Raw genomic sequence first — 16,384 nt, 5'->3', positions numbered from 1 at the left:
GTCGTCCGCGGCCCCCGTCGATGAACACTGAACGCGTTCAAGGAGCCCGTGGAGTAGACCTTACGTCGAACAGACGCGCGGTCCCGGGGTTTGTTACCGGAGCTTGATCAGGCTCACACAGGCCCTCCTAGACCCAGGTGTCCAGCCACATGCGGTTCTGCCAGGAATCCATCGGGATGGTCTGGCCCGTGTAGATCGGCCAGAAATAGATGAAGTTCCACACGATCAGGAGCACCAGCACGCCCGCCGCCACCGCGCCCAGGGCGCGCCGGCGTTCCGAGGAGCCGGCCGGGCCCAGGAGGGCGCCGATCATCATGGCCACCGCCAGGCACAGGTACGGGACGAAGACCACCGCGTAGAAGAAGAAGATGGTCCGCTCCTGGTAGTTGAACCAGGGCAGCAGGCCCGCGCCCAGCGCGCACGCGATCGCGCCCGCCCGCCAGTCGCGGCGGAAGAACCACCGCCACAGCACGTACAGCAGCGCGAAGCAGCCCGCCCACCACAGCAGCGGCGTGCCGAGCGCCAGCACCTCGCGCGCGCACTTGGCCGTCTCCGTCGCCGGGCAGCCGTTGGTGCCGGGTGCGGGGGACTCGTAGAAGTACGAGACGGGGCGGCCCAGGACCAGCCAGCTCCACGGGTTCGACTCGTAGGTGTGGCCCGAGGTCAGGCCCACGTGGAACTTGTAGACCTCCGTCTCGTAGTGCCACAGGCTCCGCAGCCACTCCGGCAGGAAGGACCACGAGCTGTTCTGGTCGTTCTTGGCGGCCCAGTCGCGGAAGTAGCCGCCCTTGCCGTTGTCGGGGGAGAGGATCCAGCCGAGCCACGAGGCCACGTAGACGGAGACCGCCACGGGGAAGAGGGAGAGGAACCCGGGCCAGTTGTCGTGGCGCATCATCGCGGCGTACGGGGTGCCCGCGCCCGCCGTGCGGCGCGCGGCCACGTCCCACAGGACCATCAGCACGCCGAAGAAGGCCAGCACGATCAGGCCGTTCCACTTCGTGCCGAAGGCCAGGCCCAGGCAGACGCCGGCCAGGATCCGGTACGGGCGCCAGCCCAGCTTGAGCGTCTCCGCGATCCGGGCGTCCGGGCGGGTCCGCCCCTCCTCGTCCACCGGGAGCGCCGCCGCGAGCCGCTCCCGCACCTTGTCCCGGTCGATCACCAGCGAGCCGAAGGCGCCCAGGACGAAGAACATCAGCACCAGGTCGAGCAGCGCGGTCCGGCTCATCACCAGGTGCAGCCCGTCCACCGCCAGCAGGAGCCCGGCCAGGCAGCCCAGGAAGGTCGAGCGGAACAGCCGCCGGCCGATCCGGCACAGCATCAGCACGGACAGGGTGCCGAGCAGCGCGGTCATGAACCGCCAGCCGAACGGATCGAAGCCGAACATCAACTCGCCCAGGCCGATCACCCATTTGCCGACCGGAGGGTGCACCACGTAGCCCGGGTCCAGCGGGAGGGGGACCCCGTCGGGGTTGGCGAGGATCGACTTGTCGATGTCCTTGGGCCAGCTCGCCTCGTAGCCCTGCTTGATCGTGGCCCAGGCGTCCTTGGCGTAGTACGTCTCGTCGAATATCACCGCCTTCGGGCTGCCCAGATGGGCGAACCGCAGCACCCCGGCGACCAGCGCCACCAGCAGCGGCCCGGCCCACGCCAGCACCCGCTCCCAGCGCTCCGCCGCGGCCGGCCCGACCCCGAGCTGCGCCCACAGCTGCGCGGACGGCCGCGCGTACGGCGGCACCAGGCGGGTGCGGACGTCCGACTGCCGCTTCGACCCGGCGGGCGGTGCGTAGCCGAAGCCGCGCAGCCGGCGCAGCCAGGCGGACGGCTGGTCGGCTGGGTCCGGGCCGGGCCCGGCCTCGGTGGCGGGCGGGGCCCCCGCAGGGCTGGGCGGCGGCGTCGCGGTACTGGTCACCGGCACATCGTAGGGAACGACCCTGTGCCGGACCCAGGGGGACGGGAGTGTGGGGCGCGGCGGTTGGGGCGGCTGAGAGGATGGGGCGGTGACCACTGACCAGCCCCGCTCCGCCGAAGCCCCCTCCCCGGCCCCCGCCACGGCCTCCTCCGACGGGCACGGGGCGGGCGTCCTCGTCCTCGCCGGGACCCCCATCGGCGACCTCGCCGACGCCCCGCCGCGGCTCGCCTCCGAGCTGGAGCGGGCCGACGTGATCGCCGCCGAGGACACCCGGCGGCTGCGCAGGCTGACGCAGGGGCTCGGCGTGTACACCACCGGGCGCGTCCTGTCGTACTTCGAGGGCAACGAGTCCGCGCGCACCCCCGAACTGGTCGAGGCCCTGGAGGCCGGCAAGCGCGTCCTGCTGGTGACGGACGCCGGCATGCCCTCGGTCTCCGACCCCGGCTACCGGCTCGTCGCCGCCGCCGTGGAGAAGGACATCAAGGTCACGGCCGTACCCGGGCCCTCCGCCGTTCTCACCGCGCTCGCCCTCTCCGGGCTGCCGGTGGACCGCTTCTGCTTCGAGGGCTTCCTGCCGCGCAAGGCCGGCGAGCGCCTCGGCAAGCTCCGCGAGCTCGCCGCCGAACGCCGCACCCTCGTCTACTTCGAGGCCCCGCACCGGCTCGACGACACCCTGGCCGCCATGGCCGAGGTCTTCGGCGCCGACCGGCGCGCCGCCGTCTGCCGCGAGCTGACCAAGACCTACGAGGAGGTCAAGCGCGGCGGGCTCGGCGAGCTGGCCGCCTGGGCCGCCGAAGGCGTGCGCGGGGAGATCACCGTGGTCGTCGAGGGCGCCCCGGCCGCGGCCCCCGGCGATGTGGACGCCGAGGAGCTGGTGAACCGGGTCCGGGTGCGCGAGGAGGCGGGCGAGCGGCGCAAGGAGGCCATCGCGGCGGTCGCGGCCGAGGCCGGGGTACCCAAGCGCGAGGTGTTCGACGCGGTCGTCGCGGCAAAGAACGCGGCACAAAAGTCGCCGTGAGACGGTAAAGGGCTAACCTGAAAAGCAAAGCTCAGACCGCGCACCGGGCGCTTTGGGCATGACTCGCCCAAGGACCGTCCAACACTAGACAGGGCCTGATGCGCTCCCGCCCGAAGAGGCGTCCACTGGCAATGGCAGCAGTGGAACAAGAGGAGCTGGCATGAGTGAGATCGCCGAACCCCGACCCCCGTCCGCCGGACCCGTCACTTCAACGGTCGCCGCACCGGCCGTCCCGGCGGACCCCCTTCCCGCGGCCGTGCCGACCGTGCACGAGGCGTACTCCTTCGCGTGCATGAAGTGCGGATACGGCTGGGAGCAGGGATACGAGATCGAGCACCACACCGACGGCCGGGGCCTGCCGTTCATCGTCTATACGGCGGACGGCGAGCGGGTCCCCTCCCCCCTGTCCAACCCGACCTGCATGAACTGCGGCGGGCACGTGGTGCGGATCATGCGGGAGGGCCAGGTCAAGTCGGTCATCGGCATGCTCGACCAGCTCTACCACCACCGCGCCGCCCCGGGGATCGCCGGCCCGGTGCCCGCCGGGTACACCGAGAGGACCCCGAAGCCCCGCAAGGCGGCCCTGCACGACGCCCCCGGCCCGGTCCATGTGGAACGGCCCGGGCTGATGGCCCGGCTGCTGGGGTTCTTCCGCCGGCCATAGCCGGTCATAAGATCGGCCGTATGAGCCGTAGTACGCCGAACGACGCGCCGCCCCCGCTGCCCGAACCGCTCCGGGTGGCAGTCGCGGACTCCCACACCCACCTGGACATGCAGTCCGGCACCGTCGAGGAGGGCCTGGCCAAGGCCGCCTCCGTCGGGGTGACCACCGTCGTCCAGGTGGGCTGCGACGTGAAGGGCTCCCGCTGGGCCGCCGAGACCGCCGCCGCGTACGAGAACGTCCACGCGGCCGTGGCCCTGCACCCCAACGAAGCCCCGCGGATCGTGCACGGCGACCCCGACGGCTGGTCGCGGCAGGGCGCCCGCACGGGCGGCGGCGAGGCCGCGCTCGACGACGCGCTCGCCGAGATCGAGGCCCTGGCCGCCCTCGCGCACGTGAAGGCGGTCGGCGAGACCGGACTCGACTACTTCCGCACCGGCCCGGAGGGCATGGCCGCGCAGGAGCGTTCCTTCCGCGCGCACATCGAGATCGCGAAGCGGCAGGGCAAGGCCCTGGTCATCCACGACCGCGAGGCGCACGCGGACGTGCTGCGCGTCCTGCGCGAGGAGGGCGCCCCCGAGCGGACCGTCTTCCACTGCTACTCCGGCGACGCGGAGATGGCGCGGGAGTGCGCCGCCGCCGGCTACTACATGTCCTTCGCCGGGACCGTCACCTTCAAGAATGCGGCGCCGCTGCGCGAAGCCCTCGCCGTGGCCCCGCTGGAGCTGGTGCTCGTGGAGACGGACGCCCCGTACCTCACCCCGGCCCCGTACCGCGGACGGCCCAACGCCCCGTACCTCATTCCGCTGACCGTACGGGCCATGGCCGCGGTCCGCGGCATCGACGAGGACGCCATGGCGACGGCGCTGGCGGCCAACACGGCTCGCGCCTTCGCCTACTGAGGGCGGAGCGGGGCCCGCCGGGCCGTCGCGACCGCGCTCACCCGTTCGCCACGTTCCGTAGCCGTCCCGCTTTGTAGCGTGACGGCCGCTCCGTTAGGGTGCCGTGCCCGAAGCAGCCGGACGGACCAGTGGAGCGAGCGCGATGAGCGATGTGGCCTGGCCGGCCGGTGGACGCGACCCGTGGGCCGTGGCCCCGGACCCGACCGCGGAACCGGTGCCCCACCCGGACCGGGACCCGTTCCCGGGCCTGGGCGCGGACGGGGACCCGGACCCTTACTCGGACCCTTACGCGGACCGGGACCAGGACCCTTACGCGGGCCCGGACCAGGACCCTTACTCGGGCCCGGACCCGGGCTCGTACGCGGGCCCGGACCAGGACCCTTACGCGGACCGGGACCAGGACCCTTACGCGGGCCCGGACCCGGCCTCGTACCCGGGCGCAGGTCCGGCCCTGGACCCCTACCCGGGCCCGGACGCGGGCTCGTACCCGGGTCGGAGGGCGGCGGATCCGGGCCCGGACGCCGACCCCGGGCCTCATCGGGACCCGTACCCGTACCCGTACTCGGGCCTGGCCCTGGACCTCGACCTCGATCCGTTCCGGGGCTCGGGGGCGGCGGGACCGGGCCCGGACGCCGAGCCGGGGCCTTACCCGGGTCCGTACCCGAGCCCCCGTACGGGCCCGGACCCGGACCCGTACCGCTCCCCGAGCCCGCACCCGGAGCCCGGGGTGCCCGCGCCGCGGGGCGGCGGGCGCCGACGGGCGGCCGCCGAGCCCGGAGCGGGCCGCCGGGCACGCGGCCGGACGCCCGCCCCGGTAGCGGCCCCCGCAGCGGCCCCGGCCGCCGGCCCCGCCGCGGCCCTCGCTCCGGACCTCGCCCCCGAGCCGGAAGCCCCGGCCACCGGCCGTCGTCGTCGCAGCGCGCCGGCGGCGCCCCCGGACACCGCCCCTGCCCAGGCCGGACCGGCCCCCGCGGGGACCGGGCGGCGCAGGGGCGGACTCGGCACGGTGCCCGCACCGACCGGCCCCGGCAGCGGCCCTGGCCCTGGCCCCGGCCCCGGCATCGGATCAGGCCCGGGCACCGGCCCCGCCCCCGGTCCCCGGCGGCGCCGGAGCGCCGCCCCCGCGCCCCGGGACACCTGGCGGCGCATCGTGCCGCAGGCCCTGGTCGTCGCGTTCCTGGCGGGCGGCACCACCGCCTTCGTCGCCGCGGACAAGGCCGTGCGCCTCACCGTCGACGGAGTCCCGCGGACCCTGCACACCTTCGCCGACGACGTGGACGAGCTGCTCGCCGCCGAAGGACTCGGCATCGGCCCCCACGACCTGGTCGCCCCGGCCGGAGCGGAGGCCCTGGACGACGGGGACGAGATCGTCCTGCGCTACGGCCGCCCGCTGAGCCTGACCCTCGACGGACAGCGGCGCGAGGTGTGGACCACCGCCCGCACCGTGGACGGCGCGCTGCGCCAGTTCGGCATCCGCGCCGAGGGCGCCTACCTCTCCGCACCCCGCACCGCCCCCGTCCCCCGGACCGGCCTGGCCCTCGCCGTCCGCACCGAACGCAGCATCACCTTCATGGCCGACGGCCGCGAGCGGGCGATCCGCACCAACGCCGCCACCGTCCAGGAGGCCCTCGATGAAGCCGGGATCACCCTCCACGGCCAGGACACCACCTCCGTGCCCGCCGGCTCCTTCCCGCGCGACGGCCAGACCGTCACCGTGCTCCGCATCACCGGCACCCGGGAGATCCGCGAGGAACGCATCCCGTACGCGACCGAGCGGGTCAAGGACTCCACCCTCTTCGCCGGCACCGAAGTCGTCGAGCGCTCGGGCCGGCCCGGAGCGCGCAGGGTCACGTACAGCCTGCGCACCGTCAACGGGGTCCGGCAGAAGCCCCGCCGGGTCGCCGAGGAGATCGTCCGCGAGCCGGTGGGCCAGCTCGTCAAGGTCGGCACCAAGCCGCTGCCGACCTCCGTGCAGGGCGCGGACGGCCTGGACTGGGGTGCGCTGGCCCGCTGCGAGTCGGGCGGCCGGCCCGGCGCCACGGACCCCTCGGGGACGTACGGGGGGCTCTACCAGTTCGACGTACAGACCTGGCAGGCCCTCGGCGGCAGCGGCCGTCCACAGGACGCTCCGGCCCCGGAACAGACGTACCGCGCCAAGAAGCTCTACGTACAGCGGGGGGCGAGTCCCTGGCCACACTGCGGCCGTACCCTTTATCGGTGAGCACCGCAGAGCAGCAGCCCGAAACCTCCGCGTCGGAGACTTCCCCGTCCGAGACCTCCCCGCCCGAGATGTCGGCCCTCCTCGGGGCGGCCGACATCCGGGAGCTGGCCGCCGTACTCGGCGTACGGCCGACGAAGCAGAAGGGCCAGAACTTCGTCATCGACGCCAACACGGTGCGCCGCATCGTGCGCACCGCCGGGGTCCGGCCGGACGATGTGGTCGTCGAGGTCGGGCCCGGGCTGGGCTCGCTGACGCTGGCACTGCTGGAGGCAGCCGACCGGGTCGTCGCCGTCGAGATCGACGACATCCTGGCCGCCGCGCTGCCCGCCACCATCGAGGCGCGGATGCCGGAGCGCAAGGACCGCTTCGCACTGGTCCACTCGGACGCGATGCTGGTCAAGGAGCTGCCCGGGCCGCCGCCCACCGCGCTCGTCGCGAACCTGCCCTACAACGTGGCCGTGCCGGTCCTGCTCACCATGCTCAGCCGCTTCCCGAGCATCGAGCGCACGCTGGTCATGGTGCAGGCCGAGGTCGCCGACCGGCTCGCCGCCAAGCCCGGGAACAAGGTCTACGGAGTCCCCTCCGTCAAGGCCAACTGGTACGCGGACGTCAAGCGGGCCGGCTCCATCGGCCGCAACGTGTTCTGGCCCGCGCCGAACGTGGACTCCGGGCTGGTCTCGCTGGTGCGCCGGGCCGAGCCGGTGAAGACCACCGCCACCCAGGCCGAGGTCTTCGCGGTCGTCGACGCGGCCTTCGCGCAGCGCCGCAAGACGCTGCGCGCGGCGCTGTCCGGCTGGGCCGGGTCGGCGGCGGGCGCCGAGGCGGCGCTGGTCGCCGCCGGCGTCTCCCCGCAGGCCCGCGGAGAATCCCTCACCGTCGAGGAGTTCGCGGCGATCGCCGAACACAAGCCCGCTGCGGAGAGGCCCGCGCTGTGACCGAGAAGATCACCGTACGGGTCCCCGCGAAGGTCAACGTCCAGCTGGCGGTGGGCGCCGCCCGGCCGGACGGCTTCCACGACCTGGCGAACGTCTTCCTGGCCGTCTCGCTCCACGACGAGGTCACCGCGACCGCCGCCGACGCGCTGACCGTGACCTGCGCCGGCCCGGACGCCGACAAGGTGCCGCTCGACCGCACCAACCTCGTGGCCCGGGCGGCGGAGATCCTGGCCGAGCGGGCCGGGCTGAGCCCCGACGTCCACCTGCACATCGAGAAGCGGATCCCGGTGGCGGGCGGCATGGCGGGCGGCAGCGCCGACGGGGCGGCCGCCCTGGTCGCCTGCGACGCCCTGTGGGGCCTGAAGACCCCGGTCCGGGAACTCCTGGCCATCTGCGCCGAGCTGGGCAGCGACGTGCCGTTCAGCCTGGTCGGCGGGGCGGCGCTGGGCACCGGGCGCGGGGAGATCCTGACCCCGGTGCCGGCCGGCACCTTCCACTGGGTGTTCGCGGTGGCCGACGGAGGCCTCTCCACCCCGGCGGTGTTCCGCGAGTTCGACCGGCTCACCGCCGGCACGGACGTGCCCGTACCGGAGGCCTCCCCGGCGCTCCTCGCGGCGCTGGCCTCCGGGGACCCGGCCGAGCTGGCCGCCACCCTGGCCAACGGGCTCCAGCCCGCTGCCCTTTCGCTGCGGCCGTCGCTCGCCGACACCCTCGCGGCGGGTACGGAGGCCGGGGCGCTGGCCGCGCTGGTGTCCGGCTCGGGTCCGACGACGGCCTTCCTGGTCCGCGACGCGGAGTCGGCGGTGAAGGTGGCGGCCGCGCTGGACGCCTCGGGCACCTGCCGCAGCACGCACACGGCCACGAGCCCGGCCCCGGGCGCGACGGTACTGCCGGGCCTGAGGCCGTAGGCCTACGGCAGGGACGGCTCCGCGACGCTTCGCCGCCCTGCCGTGTGTTCCCGTAGGGCGGCGGTGGCCGCGTGGTACCCGCACATGCCGTGGACCGAGGGGCCCGGGGGAGTCGCCGCGGAGCACAGCCAGGTCCCGGGAAGGGGGACCTGGTACGGGTTCCACTGGGCCACGGGACGGGCCAGTGTCTGGCGCAGGGTCATGGCGCCCGAACCGATGTCACCGCCGACGTAGTTCGCGTTGTAGCGGCCGAGCTGGGCGGCGGAGAGGCCGCGCGCGGCGATGACCGTGTCGCGGAACCCGGGTGCGTGCGCCTCGATCTGCGCGCTGATCAGGTCGAGGGGGTCGCGGGTGTCCCCGTTCGGGACGTGGGCGTAGGCCCACACGGGACGCCGCCCGCGAACGGCCCGCCCGGGGTCGGCGGCCGCCGGATCGACCACGATCACGAACGGGCGCTCGGTGCGGACGCCCTTCGCCGCGGCCGATTCCGCCTCCGCGAGCTGCGCGGCCGTCCCGTGCGTTCCGCCGAGGTGGATGGTGGCCGCTCCCGAGACGCGGGGGTCGGTCCACGGGATCGGGCCCTGGATGAGGAAGTCCGCCTTCGCGGCCCCCGGCCCGTACCGGTAGCGCGACAGCCTGCGGCGGTACCGCTCGGGCAGGGGCGCGATCCGGGCCAGCTCCCGGGGGGAGACGTCGAGCATGGTGATGCGCCGGGAGCGGGGCAGGTCGCGCAGGTCGTCGATGCGGGTCCCGGTGTGGATGCGCCCGCCCAGCTCCTCGAATCCGGGCCGTCATCACCGCGGCGATCGCCCCCGATCCGCCTTCGGGTACGGGCCAGCCGCTGCTGTGGGCGAGGTGCCCCAGCAGCAGGGCCACCGCGGCGGTGGCCGGCGAGGGCAGCCGCCCGATTCCGTGGGCCGCCACTCCCGCGAGGAGGGCCCTGCCCTGCGGGGTGCGCAGGTTCCCGCCGAGCCGCAGGGTGTGGACCGGCAGGCGCGGTGCGAGCACCCGCACGGCGGCCAGCGGCGGCAGGCTCCGGCAGGTGGACAGCATCGCCTGCGCCACGGCGGACGTGTGCTCCGTCAGCGGTCCCATCAGGCGCTGCCACCGCGCTCCGTCCCCGGCCAGATCCGCGCAGGTGGCGTCGAGGTCGCGCCAGGCGATCGCCGCGGGCCCGCCCAGCAGCGGATGGGCGTAGGCGGCGGGCGAGTGCAGCAGGCGCACGCCGTGCTCCGCCAGCCCGAGGGAGCGCATGAAGGGGGAGACGGGGGCCATGGGGTGCACGGCCGCACAGAGGTCGTGCACCACCTCGGAGTCGAACAGGGACTCGGTGCGCAGGCCGCCGCCCGCGCTCGCGTGGGCGGCGAAGACCTCGACCGACATCCCGGCCCGCGCGAGGGTGAGCGCCGCGGCCAGGCCGTTGGGGCCGGAGCCGACCACGACGGCATCCGTCACGGCGCCCCCGCCGCGGAGACGAGGATCCGGGGCCGCGGGCCGTCCTGGTGGCGCGGGCCGCTCTGGTGCCGCGCGCGCCGTGTGCACCAGCCGCCGAGCCTGATCAGGAAGGCGGTGGGCAGGAAGACCGCGTCGCAGACGACCATGGTCAGCGACAGGAAGGGGATGCCGAGGAGGACCGCGATGCCCAGGTGCTCCAGGATCATGACCACCAGGAGCACGTTCTTCACCCGCCGGTTGGCGAGGGTGAAGGGGAACGCCACCTGGACCATGACCGTTCCGTAGCTCAGCAGCAGCACCATCACCGCGTTCGCGGCCAGGGTCGCGGACAGCCAGGGCCACGGCATGAAGTAGTCGAGGTGCAGGGCGTAGTACAGGGCGCTGCCCTCCTGCCAGCGCGTTCCCTGGATCTTGTACCAGCCGGCCGTGGCGTAGATCAGGCACACCTGCGCCGCGATCACCAGCATCGCGCTGTTGTGCAGCATCGAGGCGGCCGCGTCCAGTACGGAACGCAGCTCGTGCTCCGGGAAGCGGTACCGGACGGCGTACCAGAGCCCGTGAACGGCCCACAGCGCGAACAGGACGGCCGGCCAGGCCCCGGCGGGGAACGCGCACATGAAGGCCAGGAGGACGCCCGAGAGCACCCACAGGGCGATGCCGGTGGCGTCGTGTGCGGTGGGACGGTTCTTCCCGTGCGCGCGTTCGCGGCGGGCGTCCAGCGACCAGACCCGGGCGCAGCGGGTGAAGACCATGTAGACGACCATGATGCGGATGATGTTGTCGCCGCCGTAACCGACGAGCCCGTTGTGGTTCTCCAGGGACATCACGCCGATCATGAGGAGCACCGACATGGTCCGGGTCCGCCAGCCGGCCATGACGGCCAGCGCCGCCACGATCGTCAGCGTGTAGACCGTCTCGAACCACAGGTGCCCCGCGCTCCAGTCGAGGACGGTGAAGGCGGCGCCGTCCTCCCGGGTGAGCGTGCGGGCCATGTCGTGGGACAGCGGACTGCGGTCGCCCCACAGCACGCGGCGGTGGGGCCATTCCCGGACGAGGAAGACGAAGATGACCGCCGCCATCCCGATGCGGAAGACGGCGGCCTGGTAGGGGGCGCGGGTGGTGCGGACGAGCGGCGCGATCCGGGAGCAGTGCTCGACCAGCCCCGCCCTGATCCGTGTCGTGGTCAAGCTCAACTCACAGCCCCCTGTAGTCCTGGTCGGTCACCGACCACCAGGGCAGCATCCGGTAGTTGGTGGTGTCCGACGGCGTCTCCGTGCTCCATGCCGGGGGCGCCACGTTCGTGAAACGGCCGGCCACCTGAAGGGCGGTGATCCGCTCGCCCTCCCATTCCCGGCCCAGGCGCTGCAGCGCGATGCGCTTGAGGTAGTTGGCGGTGATCTCGCCGCGCACGCCCTTGTGGCGTTCCCTCATGCTGTGCGTGTTCACGTAGGAGTCCCAGGCGCGGCGCAGCATGTTCTGGTTCACGTGGCTGGGCGCCACGTTGTGCTTGGTCTCCTCGACGTCCTGGTCCGTGAGGTTGATCCAGTCCGAGAGGTGCTGGCCGCCGTCGGCGCCCACGGTGTGCACCCGTACTCCGACGGCGTCGTTGCGCTGCATCGGGTTCGGCGCGAACAGCTTCCAGTCCTGGCCGAACTCCGGCTGTACGTACGAGTCGATCAGCCCCCTGTGCTCCTTGGCGAGCACGTTGTAGGGGGCGAGACTCAGAAAGATCATGGCCAGATGGACCAGCACGGCGCCCGCGAGGACGAACGCGGTCGTCACCAGCGCGCCGACGGACCACCGGGACAGCCGCGGGGTCGTGCCGTCGCCGGTGTCGGGGCCGGGGCCCGGGATCGTCGCAGGGCGGGTCCGCGCCGTCGCCCGTACGGGGCGCGGGCAGGTCCCTCGCGCCGTGCGTCAGGGGTTCCGCGTCCGCCGTGCGGTCGCCACCGGTTTCGCTGGATGCTCGCATGCTGCTCCTTCTGGTGTGTGGCTCGTACGGTGGCCTGCCGTACGAGCCACATCCCCCGATGCGGTCCGCTAAAGGACGGGGACGACGAAGTCGGTTGACGGCGGTCCTATTTCCAGCGGAATTACCCGGGGGAATGCAGGTCGAAATTAGCTGAGCGGGCAGCTGTTCTGCACGCGCTCGCCCTGGTAGTTGATATCCGGGTGGGCGTCGCTCAGCAGGTCGGCCACATTGTTCGCCGGCCCGCCGCCGTACCACTGCGGGTTCGAGACCGCGACGAGGATGCTCGGGTCTACCGGAGCGTTCTGGGCCTCGCCGAGGTTCGACCGGGGGGCGCCGCGCCGAAGATGGTGCTGTAGAGCTCGTTCCCGGTGAAGCCGGTCGGGCCCCAGGCCTCGGGGTAGTGGTTCTTCCAATAGCCCGGCGAGCACCACTGGGCGGGCGGCGGAGGCGTGGTGGTGGTGCCGGGACCGGCGGTGGTGGGTCCGGCCGTGGTGGGACCGGCGGTGGTGGGTCCGGCCGTGGTGGGTCCGGCGGTGGTGGGACCAGCCGTGGTGGGACCAGCGGTGGTGGGGCCGCCCGTGGTCGGTCCGCCGATGAGGCCGATCAGACCCGTGGTGAGGTCGATGGGGCCGACCAGGACGGGAGCGAAGTTCACCTTCTGGGTGCAGTACCCGAAGGTGCCGCCCTTGCAGCTGTGGTCGAGGTTGTACTTCGAGTGGTCGACGACGTGGCTCGGTCCGCCCTTGCCCTTGCCGTCGTGGTCGACGCCGTCACGCTGCGTGTGCGCGGTCCTGGTGGGCGCCTCGTTCGTGGCCTGGGATGCGGTGACCGTGCCCAGAGACAGGGCGCCCACCGAAACGGCGATGAGCAGACTGCGGATGTACCGCATGGATATTTCCTTTCGTCCGGCGGGAATTCAGGGCCCGCCCTAGCGCTCGTAACCGGGCTAAATAGAGGAAGGTGGTAACGCAGTCGGTATCCGGCTCGCTGAAATGGAGCAATATTCGGGAGCCCTTCGGAAATGGCGACAAATCGCTTGCGCGACCCCGGCGGCAGGATGCGCCACGGGTACTCAGATTCGAAATGAGTACGGGCGCGCTGACGGACCCGGTGCCCCGCGCGCGACCTTGTGGACATGGATGTCAGCGCAAGCGCCATGGCCGCCGCCACCCCCGCCACCCGGGACCGGTACGTCGACCTGCTCCGGGTCGCCTCGCTCGGGACCGTCATCGCCGGGCACTGGCTGATGGCCGCCGTCAGCGGCGACGGCATGGGGAACCTGCTCGCGATCGTCGAGCCGCTCCAGGTGCTCACCTGGGCGCTCCAGGTCATGCCGGTGTTCTTCTTCGTCGGAGGGTTCTCGCACGCCCTCTCCTACCGGTCCCTCGCGCGGCGGACCGAGGGCCCGGTCTACGCCGCCTTCCTGCGGGCCCGCCTCCGGCGGCTGCTGCGGCCCACCCTCGTGTTCGTCGCAGTCTGGACCGCCGCCGCCCTCACCGCGCAGCTCCTCGGCGGTGGCGGGGGCCGCCTGTCCGGGGCGGCGTTCCGGCTGGTCACGCAGCCGCTGTGGTTCATCGGGATCTACCTCGCGATGGTGGCCCTCACCCCGCCCCTGCTGAAGCTGCACGAGCGCTACGGCTGGGCCGCCTTCGGTGCCCTGGCCGCGGCGGCCGCCGCCGTCGACCTGCTGCGCTTCGCGGGCGGGGTCCCGTACGCCGAGTTCCTGAACTTCGCCTTCGTCTGGCTCGCCGTCCACCAGCTCGGCTTCCTGCGCGCCACCGGCCCTGGCCGTGGGCAGCTCCGCCGTCCCGGCGCCCTCGCCGCCGCCGGGCTCGCCGGGGCCGTCCTGCTGGTGGCGTACGGGCCGTACCCGCTGTCCATGGTCGGGATGCCCGGCGAGAAGGTCTCCAACATGGCCCCGCCCACCCTCGCCCTGCTCGCGCACGGGATCTGGCTCGTCGGCGCCGTGGAGCTGCTCAGGGCCCCGGCAGGCGCGTGGCTGGCCCGGCCCCGGGTCTGGCGCGGCGTGGTCGCCGCCAACGGGGTCGCCATGACGGCCTTCCTCTGGCACCTCACGGCGATGCTCGCCGTCTACGCCGCCCAGCTCGGCCTCGGCATCGCCCTGCCCGAGCCCGCCGGGGCGGCCTGGTGGGCCCAGGTCCCGGTCCGGTTCCTCGCCGCCGCCGCGCTGACCTGCGTACTCGTCGCCGTCTTCCGGCGCTTCGAGGCGCCCGTGGCGAGCGACACGCGCTCCGGCCCCGGCTCCGGCCCCCGCGCCGCCCTCGGCACCGCGCTCTGCCTCCTCGGCGTCCTCGGGCTCTCCACGACCGGCCTCGGCGGGCTCCTGGAAGGCCACAGCGCCACCCTGATCGCGCTCCCGTTGACCGCGCCCGCCGCGATCGGCATGGCGCTGGGCGGCTGGCTGCTGGTGGAACGGTCCGGCACTTCGCGGAGGGTTAGGCTGAGGGGCTGATCCACACCCCTTCCCTGGAGCGCTCCTGATGGCCGTCAACCTGGTCAATGTCGAGGCAGTCAGCAAGGTGTACGGCACTCGTACCCTGCTCGACGGCATCTCCCTCGGCGTATCCGAGGGGGACCGGATCGGTGTCGTAGGCCGCAACGGCGACGGCAAGACCACCCTCATCCGCATGCTCGCCAAGCTGGAGGAACCCGACACCGGCCGGGTCACCCAGAACAGCGGCCTGCACATGGGCGTGCTCACCCAGCACGACTCCCTCGACCCCAAGGCCACCGTCCGCCACGAGATCATCGGGGACATGGCCGACCACGAGTGGGCCGGCAACTCCAAGATCCGCGACGTGCTGACCGGCCTCTTCGGCGGCCTCGACCTGCCCGGCTTCGGGCAGGGCCTCGACACGGTCATCGGCCCGCTCTCCGGTGGCGAGCGGCGCCGCATCGCGCTCGCCCAGCTGCTCATCGCCGACCAGGACCTCCTCGTACTCGACGAGCCCACCAACCACCTCGACGTCGAGGGCATCTCCTGGCTGGCCAAGCACCTCCAGGAACGCCGCTCCGCGCTCGTCTGCGTCACCCACGACCGGTGGTTCCTCGACCAGGTCTGCACCCGCATGTGGGACGTGCAGCGCGGTGACGTCCACGAGTACGAGGGCGGCTACAGCGACTACGTCTTCGCCCGCGCCGAGCGCGACCGCATCGCCGCGACCGAGGAGTCCAAGCGGCAGAACCTGATGCGCAAGGAGCTCGCCTGGCTGCGCCGCGGCGCCCCGGCCCGTACCTCCAAGCCGCGCTACCGCATCGAGGCCGCCAACGAGCTGATCGCCGACGTGCCGCCGCCGCGCGACAAGTCCGCGCTGATGAAGTTCGCCAACGCCCGCCTCGGCAAGACGGTCTTCGACCTGGAGGACGTCACCGTCCAGGCCGGCCCCAAGACCCTCCTCAAGCACCTCACCTGGCACCTGGGCCCCGGCGACCGCGTCGGCCTCGTCGGTGTCAACGGCGCCGGCAAGACCTCCCTGCTGCGCGCCCTCGGCGAGGCCGCCCGCACCCAGGGCGAGGTCCAGCCGGCCGCCGGCACCGTGACCGTCGGCAAGACCGTCAAGCTGGCCTACCTCTCGCAGGAGGTCGGCGAACTCGACCCGTCCCTGCGGGTCCTGGAGGCCGTACAGCGCGTCCGCGACCGGGTCGACCTCGGTCAGGGCCGCGAGATGACGGCCGGGCAGCTGTGCGAGCAGTTCGGCTTCACCAAGGAGAAGCAGTGGACGCCCGTCGGCGACCTCTCGGGTGGTGAGCGGCGCCGGCTGCAGATCCTGCGCCTGCTGATGGACGAGCCCAACGTCCTCTTCCTCGACGAGCCCACCAACGACCTCGACATCGAGACCCTGACCCAGCTGGAGGACCTCCTCGACGGCTGGCCCGGGTCGATGATCGTGATCTCGCACGACCGGTTCTTCATCGAGCGCACCACCGACACGGTCATGGCCCTGCTGGGCGACGCGAGCCTGCGGATGCTGCCGCGCGGCCTCGACGAGTACCTGGAGCGCCGCCAGAAGATGATCGACGCGGCCGCTCCGGCGCCCGCCCCGGCCGCCGCCGGAAAGTCCTCGGCCTCCGGGGACGCGCGCGCCGCGAAGAAGGAGCTGCAGAAGATCGAGCGGCAGCTCAACAAGATGACGGACCGCGAGAGCAGCCTGCACGCCCAGATCGCCGAGAACTCCACCGACTTCGACAAGGTCGCCAAGCTCGACGCCGAGCTGCGGGAACTCATCTCGGACCGGGACGAGTTGGAGATGCGCTGGCTGGAGCTCGCCGAGGACGCGTAGCCTCCGGGGCCCGCGGGCCCCAACTGGCCGATAACGGCGGCATCACGGGCCGGTCCTCCCTTGGGAACAGGGGTCGGACCGGCCCGGCGCAGTTCTCGCCGT

General features: G+C 73.1%; 13 protein-coding genes and 1 pseudogene. 8 read left to right on the top strand and 6 right to left on the bottom strand.

Annotated elements, in window-relative coordinates; all coding sequences use genetic code 11:
- Positions 1-127 precede the first annotated feature (127 nt).
- Positions 128-1,909: a dolichyl-phosphate-mannose--protein mannosyltransferase gene (locus AC061S_RS07000; protein ID WP_478684959.1), complete on the bottom strand. Its 1,782-nt coding sequence runs from the start codon at positions 1,907-1,909 to the stop codon at positions 128-130.
- 88 nt (positions 1,910-1,997) lie between these two features.
- On the opposite strand from AC061S_RS07000, the gene rsmI reads away from it, so the two are divergent.
- The 6 genes from rsmI (at position 1,998) to AC061S_RS06970 (ending at position 8,554) form a co-directional block, all read left to right on the top strand.
- On the top strand, positions 1,998-2,927 hold the full coding sequence (gene rsmI, locus AC061S_RS06995) for a 16S rRNA (cytidine(1402)-2'-O)-methyltransferase (protein WP_478684958.1): 930 nt from the start codon (positions 1,998-2,000) through the stop codon (positions 2,925-2,927).
- A 292-nt stretch (positions 2,928-3,219) separates the two neighbouring features.
- Positions 3,220-3,591: a hypothetical protein gene (locus tag AC061S_RS06990; RefSeq protein WP_478685106.1), complete on the top strand. Its 372-nt coding sequence runs from the start codon at positions 3,220-3,222 to the stop codon at positions 3,589-3,591.
- A gap of 20 nt (positions 3,592-3,611) precedes the next feature.
- On the top strand, positions 3,612-4,490 hold the full coding sequence (locus tag AC061S_RS06985) for a TatD family hydrolase (protein WP_383956350.1): 879 nt from the start codon (positions 3,612-3,614) through the stop codon (positions 4,488-4,490).
- A gap of 1,006 nt (positions 4,491-5,496) precedes the next feature.
- Positions 5,497-6,711, top strand: a complete 1,215-nt coding sequence (locus AC061S_RS06980; protein WP_478685105.1) for a ubiquitin-like domain-containing protein — start codon at positions 5,497-5,499, stop codon at positions 6,709-6,711.
- Positions 6,712-6,779: 68 nt separating this feature from the next.
- Entirely contained in the window at positions 6,780-7,646 is an 867-nt protein-coding gene (rsmA, locus tag AC061S_RS06975) for a 16S rRNA (adenine(1518)-N(6)/adenine(1519)-N(6))-dimethyltransferase RsmA (protein ID WP_478685104.1), read from the top strand.
- Positions 7,643-8,554 carry a 4-(cytidine 5'-diphospho)-2-C-methyl-D-erythritol kinase gene (locus tag AC061S_RS06970; protein ID WP_478684957.1) on the top strand — a complete coding sequence of 304 codons (912 nt, stop codon included), beginning with the start codon at positions 7,643-7,645 and terminating at the stop codon, positions 8,552-8,554. The genes rsmA and AC061S_RS06970 overlap by 4 nt, the downstream gene beginning before the upstream one ends.
- Positions 8,555-8,556: 2 nt before the next feature.
- On the opposite strand, the gene AC061S_RS06965 is transcribed toward AC061S_RS06970, so the two are convergent.
- From AC061S_RS06965 to AC061S_RS06945, 5 genes and pseudogenes are all read right to left on the bottom strand, one after another.
- Complete coding sequence (locus AC061S_RS06965) at positions 8,557-9,255, bottom strand: phytoene desaturase family protein (protein WP_478685115.1); 699 nt, start codon at positions 9,253-9,255, stop codon at positions 8,557-8,559.
- A 634-nt stretch (positions 9,256-9,889) separates the two neighbouring features.
- Positions 9,890-9,937 (bottom strand): annotated as a pseudogene (locus AC061S_RS06960) (hypothetical protein); the annotation flags it as partial.
- Between the two features lie 68 nt (positions 9,938-10,005).
- Positions 10,006-11,196, bottom strand: a complete 1,191-nt coding sequence (locus AC061S_RS06955; RefSeq protein ID WP_478684956.1) for an HTTM domain-containing protein — start codon at positions 11,194-11,196, stop codon at positions 10,006-10,008.
- A 7-nt stretch (positions 11,197-11,203) separates the two neighbouring features.
- Positions 11,204-11,791 (bottom strand): DUF5819 family protein, encoded by a 588-nt coding sequence (locus tag AC061S_RS06950; RefSeq protein WP_478684955.1) that lies wholly within the window; start codon positions 11,789-11,791, stop codon positions 11,204-11,206.
- A 479-nt stretch (positions 11,792-12,270) separates the two neighbouring features.
- Entirely contained in the window at positions 12,271-12,870 is a 600-nt protein-coding gene (locus tag AC061S_RS06945; RefSeq protein WP_478684954.1) for a hypothetical protein, read from the bottom strand.
- Positions 12,871-13,116: 246 nt separating this feature from the next.
- Between AC061S_RS06945 and AC061S_RS06940 the strand changes: the two genes are divergently transcribed.
- The gene (locus AC061S_RS06940) at positions 13,117-14,454 is read left to right on the top strand and encodes an acyltransferase family protein (RefSeq protein ID WP_478684953.1); all 1,338 of its coding nucleotides are present in this window, start codon (positions 13,117-13,119) and stop codon (positions 14,452-14,454) included.
- A gap of 28 nt (positions 14,455-14,482) precedes the next feature.
- The gene (locus AC061S_RS06935) at positions 14,483-16,282 is read left to right on the top strand and encodes an ABC-F family ATP-binding cassette domain-containing protein (protein WP_478684952.1); all 1,800 of its coding nucleotides are present in this window, start codon (positions 14,483-14,485) and stop codon (positions 16,280-16,282) included.
- Positions 16,283-16,384 lie beyond the last annotated feature (102 nt).

Source organism: Streptomyces sp. CA189 (genome assembly GCF_056428985.1).
The sequence above is the reverse complement of the archived record's forward strand: the minus strand, read 5'-3'. Positions and strand labels throughout refer to the sequence as shown.